We start from the raw sequence: 21246 nt of genomic DNA, 5'->3' as shown, positions 1-21246 counted from the left end.
TTACGTGGACCTGTCAGGCCGGCTTCTGTGCCTCCGGCGCGTCGAGCGGGCTCGGTGTCACCGGGGTGCCTGCCGGCTTCCCCTCCGGCCGGCCGTATCCCGCGGTGACGAAGCGCAACCCCGCGAGCAGCAGGGCGGCGATCGGCACGGCGATAACGAACCGGATCAGAACCTCGGTGACGTCGACCTGGTCGAGCACGTAGCGGTACAGCGCCGGCGCGCTCATCAGGAGCGCGAACAGCAGGACCGATGGACGAATCACTGCCGCACCGTGCGGGTGACGCGCCGCGGGGCCGCGGCGACCGGCATGACGTCGGACGCGATCCGCGCGCAGAGCATGGCGGCCCAGGCGTGCGGGGTGGCCGGCTTGCCGTCCAGCGAGTAGATCGGCAGGTCCAGGCCGAGCACGGAGGCCGGGTCACCGGTCAGCTCGACGCCGTGCACCACCAGCGACTCCACCTCGCCGAGCGTCCGCAGGTGCCGGGCGCTGTCAGCGGTCTTGCGGGTGGCGTCGACGACCGCCCAGACCGCGGTGGCCCCGATCGCGTCGCACATCTCGTTGACCCAGATCGGGTCGGTGCCGCCCACCGGCGCCTCGAGCACGACGACCCAGGGCTCCTCGGCGCTGTGCAGCTTCTCGGTGCGGCTCTCGGCCGCCTCGGGCGTCGAGATCAGCCGCGACGAGTGGAGCCCGGTGCCGGCCGTCGACTGCGCGGCCAGCAGCAGGTGGTTCTCCGGCACGCCGATCTGGTCGAGCAGCTGGCGGCCGATGGTGACCCCCAGGTTGATGTCACCCGCGAGCACCAGGATCTCGCCCGGCCCGTCCGGGATGCCCGGGGCGCTGGGCCGCGCGGCCAGCACGCTCAGCACGCCGGCGTAGGTGTCGCTGCCGGTGATCTGGCGGGCCATGTTCTCCGGCATGCCCACCGACATCAGGTTCCGCACCACCGGCTCGTTGTCGGCGACCGGCGGGGCCGTGGCGGCGGCCGGGGCCGGAACGGCCGAGACCGGCGAGGCCGGCTGGAACCCGTACGTCTCGACGGGGGCCGGCGTCTCGGCGACCGGCTCGGGCGCGGGCGGCACCTCGTCGATCTCGATCTCGCTGGCGGCCAGCCCACCGATGCGGTCGGCGAGGCGGGGCGCGGGCGAGACCGGCGCGGGTGACGTCGGCGCGATGGCCGGGGCCGGTGCGGGCGGCTCGGTCACGAAGGACGGAGCGGCGGGCGACTGCGGGGCCACCACGGCCGGGGCCGGGGCGGGCGGAGCCGGGACTGCCGCCGGTGCGGGCGTCCGGGCCACGTTGACCGGCGACTCGCTGGCCGCGGCCGGGCGGAACGGCCGTACGGTCGGGGCGGGCTCCTCCCGCGGCGCCGGCTTGGGGCGCGACGTGAGCTGGTCACCGCCGTTGAGGCCGGCCATCAGCTCGGCGAACGCGGCCCCGGTGTCCCCGAACGCGGCGCTGCGGCCCTCGTCGGCACCGAACCCGCTCTCGGCGGCGGGCCGGGACGGGGTCTCGGCGGGCCGGGTCATGCCGAACGACGCCGGCGTGACCGAGCGCGGTGAGGCGCTCCCGCCGAACGGGCGTGGTGCCGCCCGGCCCGGGTCGTCCATCCGGTCCTGCGACTCGGCTCGCTCGAGGAGCCGTTCCAGGCTGTGCTGGCCGGTGTCGGTCGTCTTCATCCGTGAAGTCATGTCATTCCTGTCCTCGTTCGGGTCCGGCACCTCGACCGACAGCTCGTAATGCTGTTTGGCGAAGAAACCACCGACGCCGCCACTGCGGACCTTGTCGGCGGAGATGATCCGGACACGGGAGCCGTACTCATCGCGCACCTGAGCCAGCAGCGGCTCGATGGCCGGTCCCTCAAGCAGCACCCGCGTAGGCACCGTTGACCACCCCAATCGTTTCGATCTGTGCTGTGGAACCAGAGATTTCGCCGTACGACAGCACCTGGACCCGGCGCGATCCGGCGCGCAGCAGTCGCATCAGTGGCAGCCGCAGTTGTGGCGAGCAGGCCAGCACGGGGGCCAGCCCCTGCTGTTCCGCGGTCTCGGTGAGCCGGGCCGCCTCGCTGACGATCGCCTCGGCACGCATGCCGTCGATCGCCATGAAGGCCCCCGTCTCACTGGGCCGCAGAGATTCGAGCAGTTGCTGCTCGAGCATGGGGTCGAGCGTGATCACCGTGAGCCGGCCGGCGGTCGTGTACTGGGCCGCGATAGCGGGACCCAGCGCCGCGCGGGCCGCCTCGACCAGGCTGTCCTGGTCGACGGAGACCTTCGCCCGAAGGGAGAGCGCCTCGAAGATGCGTACCAGGTCGCGGATCGGTACGCCCTCGTCGAGGAGCCCTTGGAGCACTTTCTGGATCTGGCCGAGGCTGAGCACCGCGGGCGTCAGCTCCTCGACCACGACCGGGTGGGTGCGCTTGACCGTCTCGGTCAGCGCGCGCACGTCCTCGCGGCCGAGCAGCCGGCTGGCGTTGGTCCGGACGACCTCGGCCAGGTGCGTGATGATCACGCTGGCCCGGTCGACCACCGTCGCGCCGGACAGTTCGGCCTGGTAGTGCAGTTCGGACGGCACCCACTTGCCGGGCAGGCCGAACACCGGCTCGACCCCGGCCTTGCCGGGCAGGCCCTGCAACCCGTCGCCGATGGCCAGCACCGTGCCGGGCGGCGCCTCGCCGGTGCCCGCGTCGGTGCCGGAGATCCGGATGGCGTACGAGGAAAGCGGCAGGTCGAGATCGTCTCGCGTGCGCACCGGCGGCATGATCACGCCGAGTTCCATGGCCATCTTGCGGCGCAACGCCCGGACCCGGTCGAGCAGGTCCCCGCTGCTGGCGTCGACCAGGTCGACGAGGTCGGGTGAGAGGGCGAGTTCGAGCGGGTCGACGCGCATCTCGCCCAGCAGCTGCTCCGGCGAGTCCGCGGGCGGCATCTCGACCGCCTCGCCGGCCGCCGCGGCCGCCGCCACCTCTTCCTCCGGCACCGGGTCCTTGATCTTCTGCGCGGCGATCAGGACTGCCGCGCCGACCACCAGGAAGGGAACCTTGGGCAGGCCCGGGATGACGCAGAGGGCCAGCGAGGCGCCGCCGGCGATGCGCAGCGCGAGCTTGTTCTGGCTGAGCTGGGTGGTGACCGTCGAACCCATGTCGCCCGAGGTGGCCGAGCGGGTCACGATCAGACCGGTGGCCACCGAGAGCAGCAGGGCCGGGATCTGCGAGACCAGGCCGTCGCCGATGCTCAGCAGGCTGTAGTGGTTCATCGCGTCGCCGGCCGCCATGCCCTGCTGGGCCACGCCGATCGCGAACCCGCCGACCAGGTTGATCAGCGTGATGATGACGGCGGCGATGGCGTCGCCCTTGACGAACTTGGAACCACCGTCCATGGCGCCGTAGAACTCGGCCTCCGCGGCCACCTCGGCCCGGCGCTTCTTGGCCTGGTCCTCGTCGATCAGGCCGGCGTTGAGATCGGCGTCGATCGCCATCTGCTTGCCGGGCATGGCGTCGAGGGTGAAGCGGGCGCCGACCTCGGCCACCCGCTCGGCGCCCTTGGTGACCACGACCATCTGGACGATCACCAGGATCAGGAAGATGACGAGGCCGATGACGAGGTTGCCACCGACGACGAAGCTGCCGAACGCGTGGATCACCTTGCCCGCGTCGCCCTCGCTCAGCACCAGGCGGGTCGCGCTGATGTTGAGCGCGAGGCGGAACAGGGTGGCTACCAGCAGCAGGGCCGGGAAGATCGAGAAGTCCAGTGGTTTCTGGACGAACATGCTGGTCAGCATGATCAGCAGGGCCGCGGTGATGTTGAGCGCGATCAACATGTCCAGCAGGAAGGTCGGCAAGGGCACGACCATCATGAGGACGATGCCGACGACCCCGACGGGCACGGCAAGTTTGCTGATGTTGCGGTTCTTCACGGCACCTTCCAGGAGTGGACGTTGGAGCCATCCCTGCGCGGGGTTCGCCGTCCTGGCGTTTCCCTCTTCGGCGATCTGTCGCCGCCACTGAGCGAGGGCTCTTCCCGCATGCCGATCTTCCCCCGTTCGAGGGACCTATGTGAGGAAATCTCCTAACTTTTCAGTTATGCGGCCTCTGATTCAGAATGTGGGTTGCGGTGCAGGCCTGCCGCCGAGCCCTTCACCTTCAGGCTCATGACGAACGCCAGCACCCGGGCCACCGCGCCGAAGAACTCGGCCGGGATCTCGTGGCCCACCTCGACGCCGCCGTAGAGCGCACGGGCCAGCGGCTTGTCCTCGACCATGGGAACGCGGTGCTCGCCGGCCAGTTCGCGGATCTTGGTGGCGAGCGGGCCCTGACCCTTGGCCACGACGCGCGGCGCGCCCTTCTGCGCCTCGTAACGCAACGCCACGGCCACGTGGGTGGGGTTGACCATGACGACGTCCGCGGTCGGCACGTCGGCCATCTGCCGGTTGCGGGCCATCGCCATCTGCCGGGCCCGGATCTGCGCCTTGATCAGCGGGTCGCCCTCGCTGTTCTTGTACTCCTGCTTGACCTCTTCCTTGGTCATCCGCAGCTGTTTGTTGGTGCGCCGGCGCACGACGAAGTAGTCGGCCGCGGCCATGGCGATACCCGCCACCGAGGCGGCCCGGATCAGGTTGAGGGCGGCGTCGGTGACGGTGCCGAACAGCGCGGCCAGCGGCAGCTGCCCGGCGCTCATCAGCGCCGGGAAGACGTCCTTGGTGGTGACGTAGAGGACGCCGGCCAGCACGCCGGTCTTGACCAGGGCCTTGGTGCCCTCCCAGAGGGCTTGCGGGCCGAGCATCCGTTTGAGGCCGGGCCACGGGTTGAGCCGGTTGAACTTGGGGATGAACAGCTTGGTCGCGACCCGGATGCCGCCCTGGGCACCGGAAGCGGCGATGCCCACCACCATCATCGTCAGGGCCAGCGGCAGCACGGCCCACACCGTGCTCATGCCGGCCTCTTTGAGCAGGGCCATCGCCTGGGCCGGCTGGGGGTCGGCGATGACGTCGGGGATCTGCGTGACCAGCTCCTCGGCGTGCTTCATGGCCGTTTCCAGGGTGCGCGGCAGCATCACGCTCGCGGCCAGCATGCCGAACCAGGCGCCGATGTCCTGGGACTTGCCGATCTGGCCTTCGCGCTTGGCCTTCTTGAGTTTCTGGGGTGTCGGTTGTTCAGTCTTCTCGCCCGACATCTCACCCCCTGGGTCACGGCTTGTGGATCATGCGGGAGGAGGACGAGCTAGGTGCCGGTGAGCTGAACGACGGCGTTGACCGCGCGCTCCACGATCGAGTCGACCACGCCGGGCAGGGCGGAGATGGCGATACCGGAGATGAGCAGCACCATGAAAATCTTGGCCGGGAAGCCCAGCTGGAACGCGTTGAGCGCCGGCGCGACCCGGTTGAGCAGGCCGAACGCCACATCGGTGAGGAACAGGACGGCGATCAACGGACCGGCGATCTGCACGGCGGCCAGGAACAGCTCACCGATCCCTCTGATCAGCAGCTCGGTGAAGGTGCCGGACGTGAAGGTCCAATTGAGCGGCACGGTCTTGAAGGTCTGCAGGAAGCCGCGCAGGACGAGCTGATGGCCGTCGGTGGCGAACAGCAGGGTGACCGCGATGAGGTTGTAGACGCGGCCGAAGATCGAGCTCTGGTTCTGCGAGAGCGGGTCGTAACCCATGGCCAGTGTGAAACCGCCGAACAGGTCGATCAGGTCACCGGCGGCCTGCAACGCGGCGAACATCACCGCGGTGACGAAGCCGAGCCCGGCACCCACGAAGACCTGGATCAGGACGCTGAAGATGATGTCCGACGTCTGCAGCGACGGGAGCGTGCCGCGCAGGTAGGGGAACAGCGGCAGGGTCAGCCCGACCGAGAGCAACGCCTTGACCGTGCCCGGGATGAGCCGCGAGTTGAACGGCGGGCAGACCATCATCCAGGCCCCCGTACGGGCCGCGCCGAGCATCAGGGCGAGCAGTTCGGCGGTCGGGACGCTGAAGTTCATCGGTACGACGCCACCAGCGCCGTCAGGATCAACCCCCACCCGTTGACCAGCACGAACAACAGGAGCTTGAAGGGCAGAGCCACTGTCACCGGGGGCAGCATCATCATGCCCAGAGACATCAGGGACGCCGAGACGACCATGTCGATCAGCAGGAACGGGATGAAGATGACGAAGCCGATGATGAAGGCGGCGCGCAGCTCGGACAGCACGAACGCGGGCACCAGCGTGGTCAGCTCGACGTCGTCCCGGTTCCGCGGCCGCTCGTCGCCCGACAGCTTGATCATGAGCGCCACCTCGTCCTCGCGGGTGGTCTTCCACATGAAGTCGCGCAACGGCTTCACGCCGTCCTCGAACGCCTGGGACTGGCTCTTGTCGCCCTTCAGATAGGGCTGCACGCCCTGTTCGTTCATCTGCGACACGGTCGGTCCCATGATGAACAGGCTGATGAACACGGCCAGGCCGGCCAGCACCTGGTTGGGCGGCATGCTGGTCAGGCCGAGCGCGTTGCGGGTGATGCCGAGCACCATGAAGATCTTGGTGAAACACGTGCAGAGCAGCAGCAACGCGGGCGCAACCGAGAGCACGGTCAGGCCCAGCATGATGATCAGCGACGTGGCCGGGCGACTGCCGTCCGGGTTGGTGCCGTTGATGTTGACGTTGATGTTGGGCCGGCTGGGACGGGCCGGCGGGCTGGGCGGCGCGGGGGCTCGTTCCGGCAGGGCGACCACCACTGTCGCGGGCGCGCGGTCCGGTGCGGCCGGCGTACGGGTGGGCTCCGCGCCCGCCGCCCCGGGCAGGAGCACGAGCGCCAACCCCAGGCTCGCCAGCAACAGGAACAACGCGCGCTTGATCATCGGTGACTGGTCCGATCGCGGAGGAACTCCAGCGCCGTCTTCCAGGTGCGCGGCGAGAGGACCGAACCCTCGAGCCGGGATGCCGCGGGATGCCGTCCGGGTAGATCGCGGGGCCCGCCGGCCAGTTCATCCGCTACCTGCAGGTGGTCGCGGTGCTCGGCGTGATGGTGCTCGAAGATCTCGACCTCGGCCTCGCCGAGCAGGCTCACCTGCTGGTCGGTGACGCCGAGGATCATCGCGCGGTCGGCCACCTTGACCACGGCCACCGCGGCGCCCCGGGAGAGTTGCTGGCGGTTGAGCACCTCCAGCGTCCCGTGCCCGCGCCCGAGCAGCGGACGCCGGATGAGCCGGGCCAGGCCCCACATCATCCCGAGGATGATGAAGAGCGAGAAGCCGATCCGCAGGACGATCTCGAACAAGACCGTTACCCCTCGACCCCGGGGGCGACGATCTCGGTGACCCGGATGCCGAAGTTCTCGTCGACCACGACGACCTCGCCGCGCGCGATCAACCGGCCGTTGACCAGCAGGTCGGCCGGGCTGCCGGCGGCCCGGTCGAGCTCGACGATCGCGCCCGGGGTCAGCGACAGCAGCTCCCGCACGCTCATCCGGGTGCGGCCCAGCTCGGCCGAGACCTCCATCTCGACGTCGTGCAGCATGTCCAGCCCGCCGCGCAGCGGCACCGCGGGCCCGGCCGATTCCCGCCGGGCGACGTTGCCGCCCACGGCGTCGGACGGCCAAGGGCTCAGCGCGAGGGCCAGCACGGCACGGATCTCGGGGCCCTCGACCAGCGGCACCGCGACGGCGTCGTCCTTGGCGGCGATCGCGCTCAGGGCCACCTGCGGCTCCATCACCTGGCCGGGGTCGAGCACGACCGGCCCGAACACCCGGGCGGCGGCCTCCAGCGCCGGTCGCACGGCGGCGGTCAGGTCGAGCTCGCCGAGCGGGCTCTCCTTGAGCGCGTCCGCCAGGTCCTGCCCGACCACCACGACGACCTCGCCGGTGGCCGCACCGCTGAACCTGGCGGTGACCGCCTGCCCCTCGGTCAGGATGTCCGCGCCGGCGGCGATCGGCTCGGCGACGGCCAGGGGCCGGCTGGTGGGCAGGACGCCCAGAGCGGCGTCGGCCGCGTTGCGGGCGAGCGCCAGCTGCGGCGCGGTGATGGTGGGCGCGGTCATGGGCGACCAGACTCCTTGGGCGATTCCTTGGGGGTGGGCACGACGAGACAGGCGAGCCGGGCACCCTGGTTACCGGGAACTGCATGGGCGAAAACGGTCTCGTTGACGGTTACCTCGAGCGGCTGGCTGGTCGGATGACCGAGCGGGACGACATCTCCGGGCCGTAGGTCCACGATGTCATCGGTCCGCATGCGAATGGGCTGGAATCGGACCGCAACGTCCAGCGGGGCCGAGGAAAGGCCGGCCGTGAGGTTGCGCATCGACATTTCCTTGGTGGCCCGCTCGGCCTCGCTGAGCACCACCGTCTCGGTGCGCGAGAGCACCGGGAGGATCGTGTTGAAGGGCAGGCAGAAGGTGTGCATGGTCTCTTCCGCGCCGATCTTCACGTCGAACGACGCGATCACGCAGGCGTCCCCGGGCTGATGGGCCCGGAGGAACTGCGCGTTGTACTCGATGTCCTTGAGCTTGGGGTGGATGTCGACCAGCGTCTCGAAGCCGTAGCGCAGCTCGCCCAGCATCCGCTCGAGCAGGCCGCGCAGCAGAGGCATCTCGACCTCGGTCAGCGGCCGCTCCGGCTGGGGACCGCCGGGACCGCCGAGCATATGATCAATCGCGGTCATTGACGCCGAGGTGGAGATCTCCATCAGTGCCGTGTGGGGCAGCGGGTCGAGCGCCACCACCGCGATCACCGTGGGGTTGTTCAGGGCCGCGACGTACTCGTCGTAGTTCAGCTGCTCGATCGAGGCGAGCGTGACGTTGCTGACCGCTCGCAGACGCGTGGTGAGCAGGGTTCCGCAGCTCCGGGCGTAGGTCTCGAACGCGATCTGCAACGTCCGGACGTGCTCACGGGACAGCTTGATCGGCTTGCGGAAGTCGTAGGCGGTCGGCCCTGTCCCCTGGCCGCGGCGGGATATCCGGCCCGGGGTTCGTGCGGCGTTGGTCACGTTGTCCCCATCGGCTCGTTTCCGGAACGGCTGAGCGGGAGGACCGTTTTAAGCCCTGGAAAGCCGAGCGGGCGGGTTCACCGGAGTGAACCCGCCCGCTCGAGCTGACCAGCTGGTCGTTACTGGGTGACGAACGAGGTGTAGTAGACGCCCATCACCATCTTCTTGTCTTCCTCGGTGTACGCCTTCACGATCTTCGCGGTGAGCTCCTTCTTGAGCTCCTCACGGCCCTTCTCGGTGGAGAGGTCGGCCAGGCTCTTGCCGGTGTACTCGTCGATCGCCAGCTCGCGGGCCTCGCTCGTGTCAACCGACTCGGCGCCGGCGTCCGCGGTCTGCTGCAGCGAGAAGTTCAGCTTGAGGTAGTGACCGTCGGCCAGGTTGATGGTCATGGCGTCCTCCAGGGCCACCACGCTGCCCTTGACCGGCGCGGCCTCGGCCTTGTCGCCCTTGAGCATGAAGAAGGCACCGGCCCCGCCGCCGCCCAGCAGCACGACTGCGGCGGCCACGATGATCATCAGCATCTTCTTGGACTTCTTGGGGGCGTCGGCGGCGGTGGTGGTCGTCTCGTCCTTGCTCATCGAAAGCTCCTCTCAGTCTTGCGTCGGGTTGGTGTTGTTGGCTTCGCTGTTGTTATCGGCCTGCGTTTCGGCCTGTTGAGCCGACTTGGCTGCAGCTGAGGTTTGTCCCGGGTGCAGTTTGTTGTCGGCCCCGGCCGCGGCCGGAAGCAGTGCCGCCTGGTCGGCGCTGAGCGTTGTCAGCACCACGATGTCCACGCGGCGGTTCATGGTGATCGAACGTGGGTCGGACGGGTTGATCAGTGGCTTGGTGTCGGAGAAACCGACCGCGCTCATCCGGTTCTTGGCGATGCCGTGGTTTCCCAGGTATCGCACCGTGGTGGAGGCGCGGGCCGCGCTGAGCTCCCAGCCGCTGGGGTAGAAGGTGGTCTTGGCCTTGAGCTGGTTGGTGTTGCCGTCGACCTCGATGTTGTTCGGCAGCTTGACCAGGGACGGGGCAATGGCGTCGAGGATCTTCTTACCGCCGGGCTGCAGGTCGGCCCGGTTGCCGGCGAACACCACCTCGTTGGTCAGGATGGTGACGACCAGGCCACGCCGGTCGATGGTGAACTGCACCGAGCCGAGCAGCTTCTGCGCGGCCAGGGCATCGGAGATCTTGTTCTCGATCTTCTTGAGGTTCTCGGCTTCCTTGGTGGCGGCTTCCGCATTCTGCGAAGCCTTCTTACGGTCCTCGGCCGCCATCGCGGCCTTGACCGCCTCCTTCTGCTGAGCGGTCAGGTTGGAGTTGCCCGCCTTGCCGTCGCCCGGGTTGGCGCCCGGGTCGATCTGCACGATCTCGGCACTGTTGCCGGAGCCGTCCATCGGCCCGGTCTGGCCCTGGAAGGCGACGCTCTGAGCGCCGAAACCGGACGACAGACCCGAGGCGAGCTGGGCGAACTTCTTCATGTTGACGTCGCTCATGGAGTACAGAACCACGAAGAGTACGAACAGCAGGGTCAGCATGTCGGCGTACGACACGAGCCAGCGCTCATGGTTGACGTGCTCCTCGTGCTCCTCATGAGGCTTCTTGCGCTTACCGCCGCCACCGCTCATCGCGTCAGGCCGCCTTCTTCGTGTTCGCGGCCGCCTCGGCCTTCTTGGCCTCGTCCGGCGGGAGGAGGCTGCGGAGCTTCTGCGCCACGAGACGCGGGTTCGAGCCGGCCTGGATGGCCAGCACACCGTCGACGACCAGCTCCATCTCCTCGGCCTCGACGCCGCTGAGCCGGGCCAGGCGGGCGGCGACGGGCAGCCAGATGACGTTGGCGCTGAGCACGCCCCAGAGGGTCGCGACGAACGCGGCGGCGATGGAGTGACCGAGGGTGTCCGGCTTGTCGAGGTTCTCGAGCACGTGCACGAGGCCCATGACCGTACCGATGATGCCGATTGTCGGGGCGTAGCCGCCCATGTTCTCGAAGAGCTTCGAGCTGGCCTTGTCGGCCTTCTTCTTGGCCGCGATCTCGGCGTGCAGGATGTCGTGCAGCTCGTCCGGGTCGGTGCCGTCGATCGCCAGTTGCAGTCCCCGCTTCAGGAACGGGTGCTCCACGGTCTTGACCGCGTCCTCCAGGGCCAGGAGGCCCTCGCGGCGGGCCCGCTCGGCCAGCTTCACGACCTCTTCGACCAGCTTGGTGGGCGGCGTGACCTTGGCCGTGAACGCCTTCTGGAGCTGCTTGCCGGCACCGGTCGCGTCCTTCAGGACGCCACCCGCCATACCGGCTGCGAACGCGCCGCCGAACACCAGCAGCATCGACGGGATCAGGATGATGGAGGCCGGTGAACCGCCTTCCAGGATCTGAACGGTGAAGATGATGATGAGGCCGGCGACTACACCGACGACAGTTGAGATGTCCATCAGCGTCCATTCCGGTGCAGCGGGAGCACCTTGGCGTCGTCGTCGCCGTCGGACGACGGAGCGGAGGAGTGGGTGTTGGTGGGCTCGGCCTCGAGACGACTCGCTTGGGCGATCAGTGAGGCGCGGTAGTGCCGCACTGACTCGATGAACTCGGGCACGGACTCGGCGATGATGTACTTCGTGCCGTCCACCAGCGTGACGACCGTGTCGGGAGTGCACTCGGCACGCTCGATCAGGTCGGGGTTCAGGGCGAACACAGCACCGTTGATGCGGGTTACGAGGATCACTTTCATCCGTCCTTGGGTGGTGGTGTTGTTCCTGGCTGGCCGGCCGTCCGTGGCCTTCGACATGTGTTTCGGCCTGATCGCGGTTGCCGATGAGATCGAACCGGTGGTCGTACGGGTGCAGACCTTGGCGTCGAACGACGACGGCCGGGGCAGACGCGAACGCGCCTGCCCCGGCCGGCGGCCGAACTCCTGGTGATGCCGTTTACCGCTTCATGCTGACGAGCTCCTGGAGCAGCTCGTCGGAGGTCGTGATGATGCGGGAGTTCGCCTGGAAGCCGCGCTGGGCGATGACCAGGTTGGTGAACTCCTGAGCCAGGTCGACGTTCGACATCTCCAGCGCGCCGCTGATGACCTGGCCGAGGCCGGAGCTGGTGGGCGTGCCGACCTGGGCCAGACCGGAGTTGACGGTGGAACGCCACTGCGAGTCACCGGTCTTCTCGAGCCCGTTGACGTTCTTGAACGTGGCCAGGGCGACCTGACCGAGGACCTTCTTCTGGCCGTTGCTGAACGCGCCGACGATCTGGCCGGTGTCCGAGACCGTGTACGACAGCGAAGCCAGCGTGCCGGCCGCGTTGCCGTTGGAGTCCGACACCCGGGCCTCGGTCAGGCCGTGGAACATCGTCAGGTCCCCGGCGTCGACGGAGAATGTGTCGCTGATGTTGGGGTCGATCGCGGTGGCCCCGGAGAACTCCAGCATCGCCTTCGTCGCCGGCGGCGTGGCGACCGGCTTGCCGTCCTTGAACTGGATGGTCGCGGTGACCGGCGTGGCCGGCCCGTCATCACCAGACTTCGTGAGCGTCACCTTCCAGTCCTGGACGGAGGCCGTGGGATCGGCGGTGGTCCGCGTGAATTTCGCCGAGAGGCTGATCGGGTTACCCGTCTTGTCGAACGCCTTGAACGGGATCTCGATGGCCGGGATCGTGGTCGGGTCGGTCACGCCCTCGGGCATGTCATTGGTCAGGTTGCCCTTCATCTCCACCGTGCTGGTGGCCACCGGTGAGATGCTCTTGCCCAGGGGCATCCTGATGTCGCCCGGCTTCGCGGCCGGGTTGACCGTGCCGTCCTCGTCGGCGGTCCAGCCCTGCACGGGCTCGCCGGTCGCGGTGGCCAGGGTGCCGTTGGCGTCGAAGAAGAACGAGCCGGCCCGGCTGTAGAGCTCCTCGTTGCCCCGGCGGGTGATGAAGAAGCCGTCACCCTGGATCATCATGTCGCCGGCCTTGCCGGTGGTCTGCGCCGAGCCCTGGCTGAAGTTCGAGGTGATGCCGGCGTTGCGGACACCGAGGCCGACCTGGCCCGGGTTCGAGCCGGCCTGGCCGTTCTGCGGGGCGCCGGCCGCGGCGGTCATCTGGCTCAGCGTGTCCTGGAACTGGACGGAGCTCGCCTTGTAACCGACGGTGTTGACGTTGGCGATGTTGTTACCGGTCACGTCCATCATCTGCTGATGCGCGTGCAGGCCGCTGATGCCGGAATAGAGCGAACGCAACATGGGTGGTTCCTTCTCGGTTGAGGAGTTACGGCTTTGTCGTCGCGTCGGTCCCGCCAGGCTGTTTCTCCTGGACTTCCGTGACCTTGGACAGCTGCACTTCCGTGTTCCCGATCCGAAGCATCGGTTCGCTGTCGCCGTTGAGCTTGGCGGCCGAGATGACGCCGGTGTGCCGGACGCCGTCGCCGTCCATGTATTCGACGTTCTTGCCGACCAGGGAGCTGGCCGTGATCAGCTGCTGCCCCTTGAGCATGTCGGCGATGCCTTCGAGCTTCTCGACCTGAGTGAACTGGGCGGTCTGGGCCAGGAACTGGGTGGAGTCGGCCGGCTTGCTGGGGTCCTGATACTTCAGCTGAGCCACCAGGAGCTTCATGAAGGTGTCCCGGTCGCCCAGCGTCTTGCTTTTCTCCTTGGCGCCGGGCCCGGCCGCCGCGGCAGCCGCGGCGCCGGAGAGTCCGGAGAGTGGCGAGGTCATAGGTTGCTCCCGTCCGTTTAGCCCGCTCAAACTCTGCTTCGGCCGGATCGGCAATTTGCTTAGCACCGGACTGATCCCGTCCGGCAACGCAAGAAGGGCCCGCCGTCAGGCGGGCCCTTCTGTGTCTCTCGTGATCAGGGCGCCAGCGAAAGGCTGAGCTTGCCCTTGCCGTACCGGTTGACGTCGACGAGCAGGTCGACGCGCCGGCCGAGCGCCATCAGGTGGGCCCGGGCGTCGCCGGGCAGCGGCTCACCCGGATAGACGACCTGGTGGAGCTTGATGTGCGGGCCCCCCTCACGGTTGAGCAGGCTGGTCAGCACGTTGCAGAGCTCGCCCACGTTCTCGGCCAGGTTGGGGTAGAGCTGCTTGTCGTCGATGCTGTCCTCGGCCGCACCGGCGGGCAGCAGGCCGAGCGCGGCGCCGGCGTTGGCCGCCAGGGCCAGCTCCATCCCGAGCACGGCATAGATGTTCTGGGCCGAGTCGACGAAAATCGCGACCGTCGAGGTGGGAATCTCATCGGCGCTGAGAGGCTCACCGGGGCTGACGGTCACCTCCCGGCCGAGCAGATCCTCGAAAAGGTTGCGGACGGCCAGGGTGCCAGGAAGAACCGTTACGTCAGACATGTCGTAATCATCCCAAAATAGGAGCGAAGACCTCATCGAATCGCTCAGCCGAGAAGGGCTTCACGATGAAAAAGAGAGCACCGGCGGAATCCGCCTGTTCCTTCATCTCAGGAGTGCTCTCGGACGTCACAAAGCCGAACTTGACGTCGTTCCCGGCCGCCCGGAGCTTCTTGAGCACCTCGATGCCGGTCATCTCAGGCATGTTCCAGTCGGACAGCACCAGATCGGGGCTCTCCGAGTTGACCATGTCGAAGGCCTCCTGCCCGTTGGCCGCCTCGATCAGGTCGTGATCACCGAAGCCGGCCTGGCGCAGGGTGCGGACCACGATCTGCCGCATCACCCGGCTGTCGTCAGCGATGAGAATCTTCATTCCGCGCCCTCCTTGTTGTCACCGCGGCTATGCCACATGGAAATCGACACCGGCTCGCCCTCCCACATCCCGTAGACCCCGCTGATCCGTTGGGTGCCGGGAAAACGCGCCGTCGCTTCGGGCGCGAGCACCACCTGCGGCAGTGAGAGCAGCGCGCCCGGCGGCAACATCGCCTTGACGTTGCCACCGACGATGTTGGCCAGTTCGCCCAGCACGTCGGAGAGGTCCTCGTCGCCGACCTCATCCGGTTCCATGGCCAGGAACGCGCCGGCGGCGCGCCGGGCGGCCGCGACGGACGAGGCGTAGACGACGTATCCGGTCCAGGAACCGGTGATGGAGACGGAGGAGTGCACCTCGGACGGCTGGTTCTCGTCGTAGGTCGGGATCAGCGGGCTCACGCCCTCGGGATCCAGATACGACTCCCACACCTGCTCCACCATCTCGGCGAGGTCGTTCTCATTGACCTCGACTTCGATGCTCATGAGTTCGCTCCGGTCGGGACGAGGCCCAGCAGGGCCAACTTTTCGATCATGGCGCCTTCGGTGAAGGGCTTGATCACGTATTCGTGCGCGCCCGCGGCGAGCGCGCGGACGATCTGGCTCTGTTCGCTCTCGGTCGTGACCATGACCAGCGTCATCTCGCGCAGCCGCGGATCGGCCCGCGCGTGCGTGACGAACTCGAGCCCGTTCATGTTCGGCATGTTCCAGTCGATGAGGGCCAGTTCCGGCACCTCGGTCATCGCGTGGAGAAGGTCGAGCGCCTCCTTGCCGTCGCCCGCCTCCACCGCCTCGAAGTTGAGCTTGGTGACGATGCGCTTGAGGATCATGCGCATCGCGCGGGAATCGTCGATCACCATGGCGCGCATCGGCTTCATCCCCTTCTCGCGGCGCCCAGGGACGCCCCGCTACGGACTCGGTAGGCGGAGGTGCGGCCGGCGGCCACACGCTCGTAGTTGTCGTCGATCCCGATCGTCGTCTCGGCCGCGCCCAGGAAGAGCCAGCCGTCCGGCCGGAGCAGCTTGGCCACGTTCTGCAGCACGGTGCGCTTGGTCGCGACGTCGAAATAGATCAGGACGTTGCGCAGGAAGATGACGTCGAAGGGCTGCATGGCGGGCAGCGGCGCGGTGAGGTTCATCAGCCGGAACGACACGTTGCGGCGCAGCGCCGGCGCGATCCGCCAATGTGCACCGGCCCGCTCGAAGTACTGCACCAGCTGCGCGGCGGGCAGTCCGCGGTTCACCTCGACCTGGCTGTACTCCGCGGTCTCGGCCCGCTTGACCATCTCGGTCGAGATGTCCGTGCCCATGATGTCGTAGCTCCACCCCGGCGGGAGCGTCTCCTGCATGGTGATGGCCAGGCTGTAAGCCTCCTGGCCGCTGGAGCTGGCGGCCGACCACACCCGGATCTTGCGGGCGGTCGCGCGCGACTTGACCAGCTCGGGCAGCACGACGTCGGTGAGCGCCGCGAACGGCTCGCGGTCGCGGAACCACGACGTCTCGTTAGTGGTCAGGGCGTCAATGATCTTGCGTTGTTTGGCCGGGTCGGGCCGGCGCTGCAGGTCGGCCAGGAACTCGTTGACGTTGGCCGCGCCGACCACGCGCGCGACCGGGATGAGCCGCGCCTCGACCAGGTACTCCTTACCGGGCGCGAGCACGATCGAGGCCTCGCGCCGGACCAGCTGGGAGACGAAGTTGAACTCGGCCTGCGAGAGCGTCATCGGGCCACCGCCGCCGACCGGCCGGACTTGACCCGGTTGACCAGGTGCGCGGCGATCCGGTCGAGCGGCAGGATCTCGTCCGCCAGCCCCGCGCCGACCACGGCGCCCGGCATGCCCCACACCACCGAGGTGGCCTCGTCCTGTGCCAGCACCTCGGCGCCCGCGTCTCTCAGCACCTTCGCTCCACCTCGTCCGTCATGTCCCATTCCGGTGAGAATCGTTGCGTACGTCGATGCGCCGTAGAGCGCCGCGACGGACCGGAACATGACGTCCACGGCCGGCCGGCAGGAGTTTTCCGGCGGCGCGCCGCTGAGCTGCGTCAGCGTGGCCGTTCCCCGGCGATGGAAGACCAGATGGTGGTCTCCCGGAGCCACGTACGCCCAGCCGGGCGTCAGCTCCATCCCGTCCCCGGCCTCGACGACCCGCAGCGGTGTGCTGCGGTCGAGGCGCTCGGCGAACATCTTGGTGAAGACGGGGGGCATGTGCTGGGTGATGACGATGGGCACCGGGATGTCGGCCGGGATGCCCTGCAGCACCTTGGTCAGCGCGTCCGGGCCGCCGGTGGACGAGCCGATCGCGAGGATGTCGATGCGTCCGCCGGGCGCGCTCCGCCGGGGGGCGGTAGTGGCGGGCCGGCCCGCGCCGGGTCCGGCCGGTGCGGCGCCGGGGCGTCCGGCCGGCGACTGGCCCGCGCGCGGCGGTGCGGATCCGGGTCGCCCGGCGACCGGGCGGTCGGGCGCGGCCGGGGCGCCGGGCCGGGCCGGCGGCCCCGCGGGGGCTCCGGGCCGGCGGCGGCCCGCAAGCGCATAGATCTTGGGGACGAGCTCGTCGCGGACTGCCTTGATCGACTCGTTGATCGAGCCGACGTTGCTCGGCTTGGTCACGTAGTCGGTCGCGCCCGCGGAGAGCGCCTCCAGGGTGGCCGTCGCGCCCGAGGCCGACAGCGTGCTGAACATGATCACGGGGATTTGCTTGTGCCGCTTGCGCAGCTCGCGGACCGCCGTGATGCCGTCCATCTGCGGCATCTCGATGTCCATCGTGATCACGTCGGGCTTGAGCTGGTCGATCTTGGCCTGGGCCAGCAGACCGTTGGACGCCGTACCGACGACCTCGATGTTCTCGGCTCCGCCGAGGGCGTCGACGATCAAGCGGCGGACAACCACCGAGTCGTCGACAACGAGGACCGAAATCACCTGGCCACCTCCTAACCCAGCCACGCGGGGCCGAGCGCGGCCACGACGGGGGCGAGCAGCCGGTGTGCGGTCGAGGTGTCGAGCAGATCCCGCACCACGAGCGCCTGCACCGCGCCGCTGAGCATGTTCCACACCCCGCCGGCCCGGTCGGCCAACGGAATGGCGGCCGTGTCGACGGCCTGTACCAACAGCATCTGCGCCGCGGCGGCCGTACGGACCCGATCCGACAGATAAGCCGCCCAGGACGCCGAATGCACTGCAGGGGACCAGCCCCCGGTGTTGCGGCGGGCGTCGTCGGCCGAGGCCATCAACCGGCTCAGATCGTTCGACCGCAGCGAGCGCAGCCGATCGAGCAGGGCCGAGACCGTGTAGTGGTGCGGGCCCAGGTCGATCGGCGCGCCGACCGGCAGCTTGCGCATGGCCGCGACCCAGCCCGCCCCGAGCCGGCGCCGGGTGTCGGCGTCGAGCACCTCGCGCAGATAGCTGGCCACGGCGGCGTCGCAGATCAGGGCGGTGGCCGCGGCCGCGACCTCGGACTGCTGGGCGTCGCGGCCCGTGCCCGACCAGGTCCACGCCATCACGTCGTACCGCAGGCAGGTCAGCAGGGCGTCAACCGTGCCGATCGGCGCGCGCTCGACGAGAGCGAGGCTGCCGGCCGCGTCGTCCTTGTTCAGGCCCTTGAGCGACGGCATCCGGCGGGCTGCGCTCTCCACCTCGACCCAGAGCGGTCCGCGCGCGTCCTCGTCCGGCAGCCGTTCGGCCAGCAGCGGGAGGTCGGCCGCCTGCAACCGCAGGCCGCGCAGCACGACCTCGGCCGTGGCCGACCCGCCGGTGAGGCGAGTCAGGTCGAAGCCGAGCACCGGGGCGCTGACGAGGCTGTACATCAGGTCGTGGCGCGGTACGTGTCGACGGCCGCGTTCACGTCGAGGGCCAGCATCAGCCGGCCGTCCAGTTTGAACGTGCCCACGACCAGGTCGCGAGTGGGTCCGCTGAGCGTGTCGGGCGGCGGCTCGAACGTGTCGTCGTCGAGGTCGACCACCTCGCCGATCCGGTCCACCACGAGACTGACCGGCTCGCCGTCGCCGCGCAGAATCACGTTCATCACCGGGCCCTCGAGCTCCTTGCGGGCCAGGCCGAGCTGGACCCGCAGGTCGACCGCGGCGATCACCTGGCCTCGCAGGTTGAAGAGCCCGCCGATGGCCGGGGGCGCGAGCGGCACAGGGGTGTACTCGTTGTAGGAGAGCACCTCCTGCACCGTGTGCACCTCGACGCCGAAGAGCTGTTCGGCCACCTCGAAGGTGGCGAACTGACGGCTCGCCATCTCAGGCCTCCACCAGCAGTTCGTCGTTTTCCAGATCGGTGTAGAAGTTCGGGTCGGCCGCCAGGATCGCCCGCCGTACGTCCAGCAACTCGGTCACCCGTTGCTGGATGACCGCGGTGCCGACCAGGCCGTCCTCCTCGGCGTCGCGGCGGGCCGTGGTCGAGTTCTCGGCGATGTCCACGATCCGGTCGACCACCAGCGCCACACTCTTGGCGCCTTCGCTGTAGACGACGACCGAGACGTTGTCGCCCTCCGGTTCCTCCCCGTACGCCCCGAGCAGGTGCGACAACCGCACCAGGGGCAGGATCTGGCCGCGGTACTGCACGACCTCGCGGGAGCCGGCGTGCTCGATCCGGTCGCGCGGGAACTCCTCGAGCCGGGTGACCGTGTCCAGCGGGATCGCCACCCGGCGCTCGCCGACCGCGGTGACCAGCAGCCGCTCACCCGTGCCACCGGCACCGGAGGCCCGCGACGAGGCCTCCAGGTTCTGCCGCTCGGCATCGGCGGCCAGGTGGCTGCGCCGGGCCAGCGACGAGACGTCGAGGATCAGGCCCACCTTGCCGTCGCCCAGGATGGTCGCCCCGGCGTACAGGCCGATGTCCTTGAACCGGGAGTTGAGCGCCTTGACCACGACTTCCTCGGTGTTGAGCACCCGGTCGACGACCAGGCCGAAACGCCTGCCGTCGGCCTGCAGCACCATGATGTAGACGCCCTGGTCGCCGCCCACCTCGAGACCGAGCGCGCGATCCAGGCGGACGAGGGGAAGAAGTTTGCCGCGGAGCCGGTAGACGGGCGCGCCCGAGGCGTACTCGATCTTGGTCGACTGGCCGTCGATGAAGACCAGCTCCAGCACCGCGACCTGCGGGATCACGTAACGCTGATCGCCGCAGTCGACGGTGAGGGCCTGGATGATGGCCAGCGTGAGCGGGATGGTGAGCCGCCAGACCGTGCCCTCGCCGGGCTTGGAGTCGACGCTGACCGCGCCGCCGATGTTCTCGATGTTGGTCTTGACCACGTCCATGCCGACGCCGCGGCCGGAGACGTTGGTGACCTTGGCCGCGGTCGAGAAGCCGGGCTGGAAGACCATCGCCATGATGTCGCGGCGGTCCATGTTGGGGATCTGGTCGGCGCGCAGCAGGCCGTTCTCGACCGCCTTCTGCGCGATCCGCTCGACGTTGAGGCCGGCGCCGTCGTCGGCCACCTCGACCGCCACGTGCCCGCCCTCGTGATAGGCGCGCAGCGTGAGGGTGCCCTCGGGGCCCTTGCCGGCCGCGGTCCGCTGGTCCGGATTCTCGATGCCGTGGTCGACCGCGTTGCGCACCAGGTGGGTCAGCGGGTCCTTGACCGCCTCGAGCAGGCTGCGGTCGAGCTCGGTCTCCTTGCCCTGCATGACCAGCTGGACCTGCTTGCCCAGCGACTGGCTGAGGTCGCGGACGACTCGGGGCAGCTTCGACCAGATGTGCTCGATGGGCTGCATCCGGGTCTTCATGATGCCCTCTTGCAGCTCACTGGTGATCATGCCGAGCCGCTGGGCGCTGCGGACGAGAGTGGCGTCGCCGGTCTCCATCACACCGCGGACCAGCTGGTTACGGGCCAGCACGAGCTCGCCGACCATGTTCATCAGCGTGTCCAGCAGGTCGACGTCGACGCGGATCGCGCTGTCGGCGATGCTGCGCTTGGGTGTCTGGGCCTGCAGCGCCTCGCTGACCGCGGCCGGCTGGGCCTTGCCCTCGTCGAGCAGGATCGTGCCGAGCTTGCGTTCGTCGCCCTCGATCTGCTGGGCCAGCGCGGAGCCGACGTCGGAGGCCTGCGCGGCGCCGGTCTCGACGAGGATCTCGCCAATCGGCTTGCGCTGGTTGTCGACCGGCTCGGGGGCCGGGCGGGACGCCGTCTCGTCGAGCCGCTCCGGTTCGGCCTCGGCCGCCGGGGCGGCGTCGGCGGCGGGGGCATCGGCGGCGGGGGCGTCGGCCGCCGGGTCGGCGTTCATCTGCGCGTTGACCTGGGCGATGATGCTGTCGATGTCGACATCACCCTCGGCCTGCGTCTCCTCGATCGCCGAGAGGATCGAGCGCACACCGTCGATGGTGGCGAGCAGGGTGGTGATCGTGGTCGGGGTGACCGGCATGACGCCGTCGCGCAGCTTCGACAGCAGCGACTCGCCCGCGTGGGCCAGCTTCTCGAGGCGGCTGAAGGCCAGGAAGCCGCTGGTGCCCTTGATCGTGTGGATCGCCCGGAAGATGCGCGAGATCAGGTCCCGCGAGTTCGGGTCCTGCTCGAGCTCGACCAGGTCCCGGTCGATCTGGTCCAGGTTCTCGTGGCTTTCCATGAGGAATTCGCCAACGATCTCACCAAGATCTTCCACGCTTCGTTACCTCCTGCTCGGCGTTCCAAGGCCCTCATCGGTTGTCGTCTTCAT

General features: G+C 68.8%; 25 protein-coding genes. 1 reads left to right on the top strand and 24 read right to left on the bottom strand.

Annotated elements, in window-relative coordinates:
• Nucleotides 1-13: 13 nt before the first annotated feature.
• From BKA14_RS33655 to BKA14_RS33595, 13 genes are all read right to left on the bottom strand, one after another.
• Entirely contained in the window at nucleotides 14-262 is a 249-nt protein-coding gene (locus BKA14_RS33655) for a hypothetical protein (RefSeq protein WP_184954798.1), read from the bottom strand.
• Complete coding sequence (locus BKA14_RS33650; protein ID WP_239092598.1) at nucleotides 259-1872, bottom strand: hypothetical protein; 1614 nt, start codon at nucleotides 1870-1872, stop codon at nucleotides 259-261. The genes BKA14_RS33655 and BKA14_RS33650 overlap by 4 nt, the downstream gene beginning before the upstream one ends.
• Nucleotides 1862-3916: a flagellar biosynthesis protein FlhA gene (gene flhA / locus BKA14_RS33645; RefSeq protein ID WP_184954796.1), complete on the bottom strand. Its 2055-nt coding sequence runs from the start codon at nucleotides 3914-3916 to the stop codon at nucleotides 1862-1864. Before flhA ends, BKA14_RS33650 begins: the two co-directional genes overlap by 11 nt.
• A 164-nt stretch (nucleotides 3917-4080) precedes the next feature.
• Entirely contained in the window at nucleotides 4081-5172 is a 1092-nt protein-coding gene (locus tag BKA14_RS33640; RefSeq protein ID WP_184954795.1) for an EscU/YscU/HrcU family type III secretion system export apparatus switch protein, read from the bottom strand.
• 47 nt (nucleotides 5173-5219) lie between these two features.
• Nucleotides 5220-5984 (bottom strand): flagellar biosynthetic protein FliR, encoded by a 765-nt coding sequence (locus BKA14_RS33635; protein ID WP_184954794.1) that lies wholly within the window; start codon nucleotides 5982-5984, stop codon nucleotides 5220-5222.
• Nucleotides 5981-6838: a flagellar type III secretion system pore protein FliP gene (gene fliP, locus BKA14_RS33630; RefSeq protein ID WP_184954793.1), complete on the bottom strand. Its 858-nt coding sequence runs from the start codon at nucleotides 6836-6838 to the stop codon at nucleotides 5981-5983. Before fliP ends, BKA14_RS33635 begins: the two co-directional genes overlap by 4 nt.
• On the bottom strand, nucleotides 6835-7257 hold the full coding sequence (locus BKA14_RS33625) for a flagellar biosynthetic protein FliO (RefSeq protein ID WP_184954792.1): 423 nt from the start codon (nucleotides 7255-7257) through the stop codon (nucleotides 6835-6837). Before BKA14_RS33625 ends, fliP begins: the two co-directional genes overlap by 4 nt.
• A gap of 5 nt (nucleotides 7258-7262) precedes the next feature.
• A complete protein-coding gene (fliN, locus tag BKA14_RS33620; protein ID WP_184954791.1) occupies nucleotides 7263-8015 on the bottom strand; it encodes a flagellar motor switch protein FliN in 753 nt (250 codons plus the stop codon).
• Nucleotides 8012-8959: a flagellar motor switch protein FliM gene (locus BKA14_RS45300; RefSeq protein ID WP_184954790.1), complete on the bottom strand. Its 948-nt coding sequence runs from the start codon at nucleotides 8957-8959 to the stop codon at nucleotides 8012-8014. The genes fliN and BKA14_RS45300 overlap by 4 nt, the downstream gene beginning before the upstream one ends.
• A gap of 119 nt (nucleotides 8960-9078) precedes the next feature.
• Nucleotides 9079-9537 (bottom strand): flagellar basal body-associated FliL family protein, encoded by a 459-nt coding sequence (locus BKA14_RS33610; RefSeq protein ID WP_184954789.1) that lies wholly within the window; start codon nucleotides 9535-9537, stop codon nucleotides 9079-9081.
• Nucleotides 9538-9549: 12 nt separating this feature from the next.
• On the bottom strand, nucleotides 9550-10566 hold the full coding sequence (locus tag BKA14_RS33605; protein WP_184954788.1) for a flagellar motor protein MotB: 1017 nt from the start codon (nucleotides 10564-10566) through the stop codon (nucleotides 9550-9552).
• A gap of 4 nt (nucleotides 10567-10570) precedes the next feature.
• On the bottom strand, nucleotides 10571-11362 hold the full coding sequence (locus BKA14_RS33600; protein WP_184954787.1) for a flagellar motor protein: 792 nt from the start codon (nucleotides 11360-11362) through the stop codon (nucleotides 10571-10573).
• A complete protein-coding gene (locus BKA14_RS33595; RefSeq protein WP_221477378.1) occupies nucleotides 11362-11655 on the bottom strand; it encodes a flagellar FlbD family protein in 294 nt (97 codons plus the stop codon). Before BKA14_RS33595 ends, BKA14_RS33600 begins: the two co-directional genes overlap by 1 nt.
• A 16-nt stretch (nucleotides 11656-11671) precedes the next feature.
• On the opposite strand from BKA14_RS33595, the gene BKA14_RS33590 reads away from it, so the two are divergent.
• Entirely contained in the window at nucleotides 11672-11845 is a 174-nt protein-coding gene (locus BKA14_RS33590; RefSeq protein ID WP_184954785.1) for a hypothetical protein, read from the top strand.
• Nucleotides 11846-11851: 6 nt separating this feature from the next.
• Here the strand turns inward: BKA14_RS33590 and BKA14_RS33585 are convergent, their stop codons facing one another.
• The 11 genes from BKA14_RS33585 to BKA14_RS45295 all read right to left on the bottom strand — a co-directional run bounded on the left by BKA14_RS33585 (nucleotide 11852) and on the right by BKA14_RS45295 (nucleotide 21192).
• Nucleotides 11852-13135 (bottom strand): flagellar hook protein FlgE, encoded by a 1284-nt coding sequence (locus BKA14_RS33585; protein ID WP_184954784.1) that lies wholly within the window; start codon nucleotides 13133-13135, stop codon nucleotides 11852-11854.
• 25 nt (nucleotides 13136-13160) lie between these two features.
• Nucleotides 13161-13607 carry a flagellar hook assembly protein FlgD gene (locus BKA14_RS33580; protein ID WP_184954783.1) on the bottom strand — a complete coding sequence of 149 codons (447 nt, stop codon included), beginning with the start codon at nucleotides 13605-13607 and terminating at the stop codon, nucleotides 13161-13163.
• A 134-nt stretch (nucleotides 13608-13741) separates the two neighbouring features.
• Nucleotides 13742-14230 carry a hypothetical protein gene (locus BKA14_RS33575; RefSeq protein ID WP_184954782.1) on the bottom strand — a complete coding sequence of 163 codons (489 nt, stop codon included), beginning with the start codon at nucleotides 14228-14230 and terminating at the stop codon, nucleotides 13742-13744.
• A 7-nt stretch (nucleotides 14231-14237) separates the two neighbouring features.
• Nucleotides 14238-14600 carry a response regulator gene (locus BKA14_RS33570; protein WP_184954781.1) on the bottom strand — a complete coding sequence of 121 codons (363 nt, stop codon included), beginning with the start codon at nucleotides 14598-14600 and terminating at the stop codon, nucleotides 14238-14240.
• Nucleotides 14597-15082 (bottom strand): chemotaxis protein CheX, encoded by a 486-nt coding sequence (locus BKA14_RS33565; RefSeq protein WP_184954780.1) that lies wholly within the window; start codon nucleotides 15080-15082, stop codon nucleotides 14597-14599. Before BKA14_RS33565 ends, BKA14_RS33570 begins: the two co-directional genes overlap by 4 nt.
• Nucleotides 15079-15465, bottom strand: coding sequence for a response regulator (locus BKA14_RS33560; protein WP_184954779.1), 387 nt, complete (start codon nucleotides 15463-15465; stop codon nucleotides 15079-15081). The genes BKA14_RS33565 and BKA14_RS33560 overlap by 4 nt, the downstream gene beginning before the upstream one ends.
• Before the next feature lie 5 nt (nucleotides 15466-15470).
• The gene (locus tag BKA14_RS33555) at nucleotides 15471-16316 is read right to left on the bottom strand and encodes a CheR family methyltransferase (protein ID WP_184954778.1); all 846 of its coding nucleotides are present in this window, start codon (nucleotides 16314-16316) and stop codon (nucleotides 15471-15473) included.
• On the bottom strand, nucleotides 16313-17509 hold the full coding sequence (locus tag BKA14_RS33550) for a protein-glutamate methylesterase/protein-glutamine glutaminase (protein ID WP_184954777.1): 1197 nt from the start codon (nucleotides 17507-17509) through the stop codon (nucleotides 16313-16315). Before BKA14_RS33550 ends, BKA14_RS33555 begins: the two co-directional genes overlap by 4 nt.
• 11 nt (nucleotides 17510-17520) lie before the next feature.
• Nucleotides 17521-18393, bottom strand: a complete 873-nt coding sequence (locus tag BKA14_RS33545) for a hypothetical protein (RefSeq protein WP_184954776.1) — start codon at nucleotides 18391-18393, stop codon at nucleotides 17521-17523.
• The gene (locus tag BKA14_RS33540) at nucleotides 18393-18830 is read right to left on the bottom strand and encodes a chemotaxis protein CheW (protein WP_184954775.1); all 438 of its coding nucleotides are present in this window, start codon (nucleotides 18828-18830) and stop codon (nucleotides 18393-18395) included. Before BKA14_RS33540 ends, BKA14_RS33545 begins: the two co-directional genes overlap by 1 nt.
• Before the next feature lies 1 nt (nucleotide 18831).
• Complete coding sequence (locus BKA14_RS45295; protein ID WP_184954774.1) at nucleotides 18832-21192, bottom strand: chemotaxis protein CheW; 2361 nt, start codon at nucleotides 21190-21192, stop codon at nucleotides 18832-18834.
• Nucleotides 21193-21246 lie beyond the last annotated feature (54 nt).

The organism is Paractinoplanes abujensis (assembly GCF_014204895.1).
Lineage (GTDB): Bacteria > Actinomycetota > Actinomycetes > Mycobacteriales > Micromonosporaceae > Actinoplanes > Actinoplanes abujensis.
Note: the sequence above shows the minus strand (reverse complement) of the source record. Positions and strands in the feature narration are given on the sequence as shown.

Bases quoted from the DNA above. Each gene is read 5' to 3' on its own strand.
- BKA14_RS33575 (WP_184954782.1), bottom strand. From the start codon at position 14,230: ATGTCTGACGTAACGGTTCTTCCTGGCACCCTGGCCGTCCGCAACCTT.
- BKA14_RS33565 (WP_184954780.1), bottom strand. From the start codon at position 15,082: ATGAGCATCGAAGTCGAGGTCAATGAGAACGACCTCGCCGAGATGGTG.
- BKA14_RS33640 (WP_184954795.1), bottom strand. From the start codon at position 5,172: ATGTCGGGCGAGAAGACTGAACAACCGACACCCCAGAAACTCAAGAAG.
- BKA14_RS33560 (WP_184954779.1), bottom strand. From the start codon at position 15,465: ATGCGCGCCATGGTGATCGACGATTCCCGCGCGATGCGCATGATCCTC.
- fliN (WP_184954791.1), bottom strand. From the start codon at position 8,015: ATGACCGCGCCCACCATCACCGCGCCGCAGCTGGCGCTCGCCCGCAAC.
- fliP (WP_184954793.1), bottom strand. From the start codon at position 6,838: ATGATCAAGCGCGCGTTGTTCCTGTTGCTGGCGAGCCTGGGGTTGGCG.
- BKA14_RS33540 (WP_184954775.1), bottom strand. From the start codon at position 18,830: ATGGCGAGCCGTCAGTTCGCCACCTTCGAGGTGGCCGAACAGCTCTTC.
- BKA14_RS33610 (WP_184954789.1), bottom strand. From the start codon at position 9,537: ATGAGCAAGGACGAGACGACCACCACCGCCGCCGACGCCCCCAAGAAG.
- BKA14_RS33545 (WP_184954776.1), bottom strand. From the start codon at position 18,393: ATGTACAGCCTCGTCAGCGCCCCGGTGCTCGGCTTCGACCTGACTCGC.
- BKA14_RS33605 (WP_184954788.1), bottom strand. From the start codon at position 10,566: ATGAGCGGTGGCGGCGGTAAGCGCAAGAAGCCTCATGAGGAGCACGAG.
- BKA14_RS33585 (WP_184954784.1), bottom strand. From the start codon at position 13,135: ATGTTGCGTTCGCTCTATTCCGGCATCAGCGGCCTGCACGCGCATCAG.
- BKA14_RS33570 (WP_184954781.1), bottom strand. From the start codon at position 14,600: ATGAAGATTCTCATCGCTGACGACAGCCGGGTGATGCGGCAGATCGTG.
- BKA14_RS33635 (WP_184954794.1), bottom strand. From the start codon at position 5,984: ATGAACTTCAGCGTCCCGACCGCCGAACTGCTCGCCCTGATGCTCGGC.
- BKA14_RS33595 (WP_221477378.1), bottom strand. From the start codon at position 11,655: ATGAAAGTGATCCTCGTAACCCGCATCAACGGTGCTGTGTTCGCCCTG.
- BKA14_RS33580 (WP_184954783.1), bottom strand. From the start codon at position 13,607: ATGACCTCGCCACTCTCCGGACTCTCCGGCGCCGCGGCTGCCGCGGCG.
- BKA14_RS33555 (WP_184954778.1), bottom strand. From the start codon at position 16,316: ATGACGCTCTCGCAGGCCGAGTTCAACTTCGTCTCCCAGCTGGTCCGG.
- BKA14_RS33600 (WP_184954787.1), bottom strand. From the start codon at position 11,362: ATGGACATCTCAACTGTCGTCGGTGTAGTCGCCGGCCTCATCATCATC.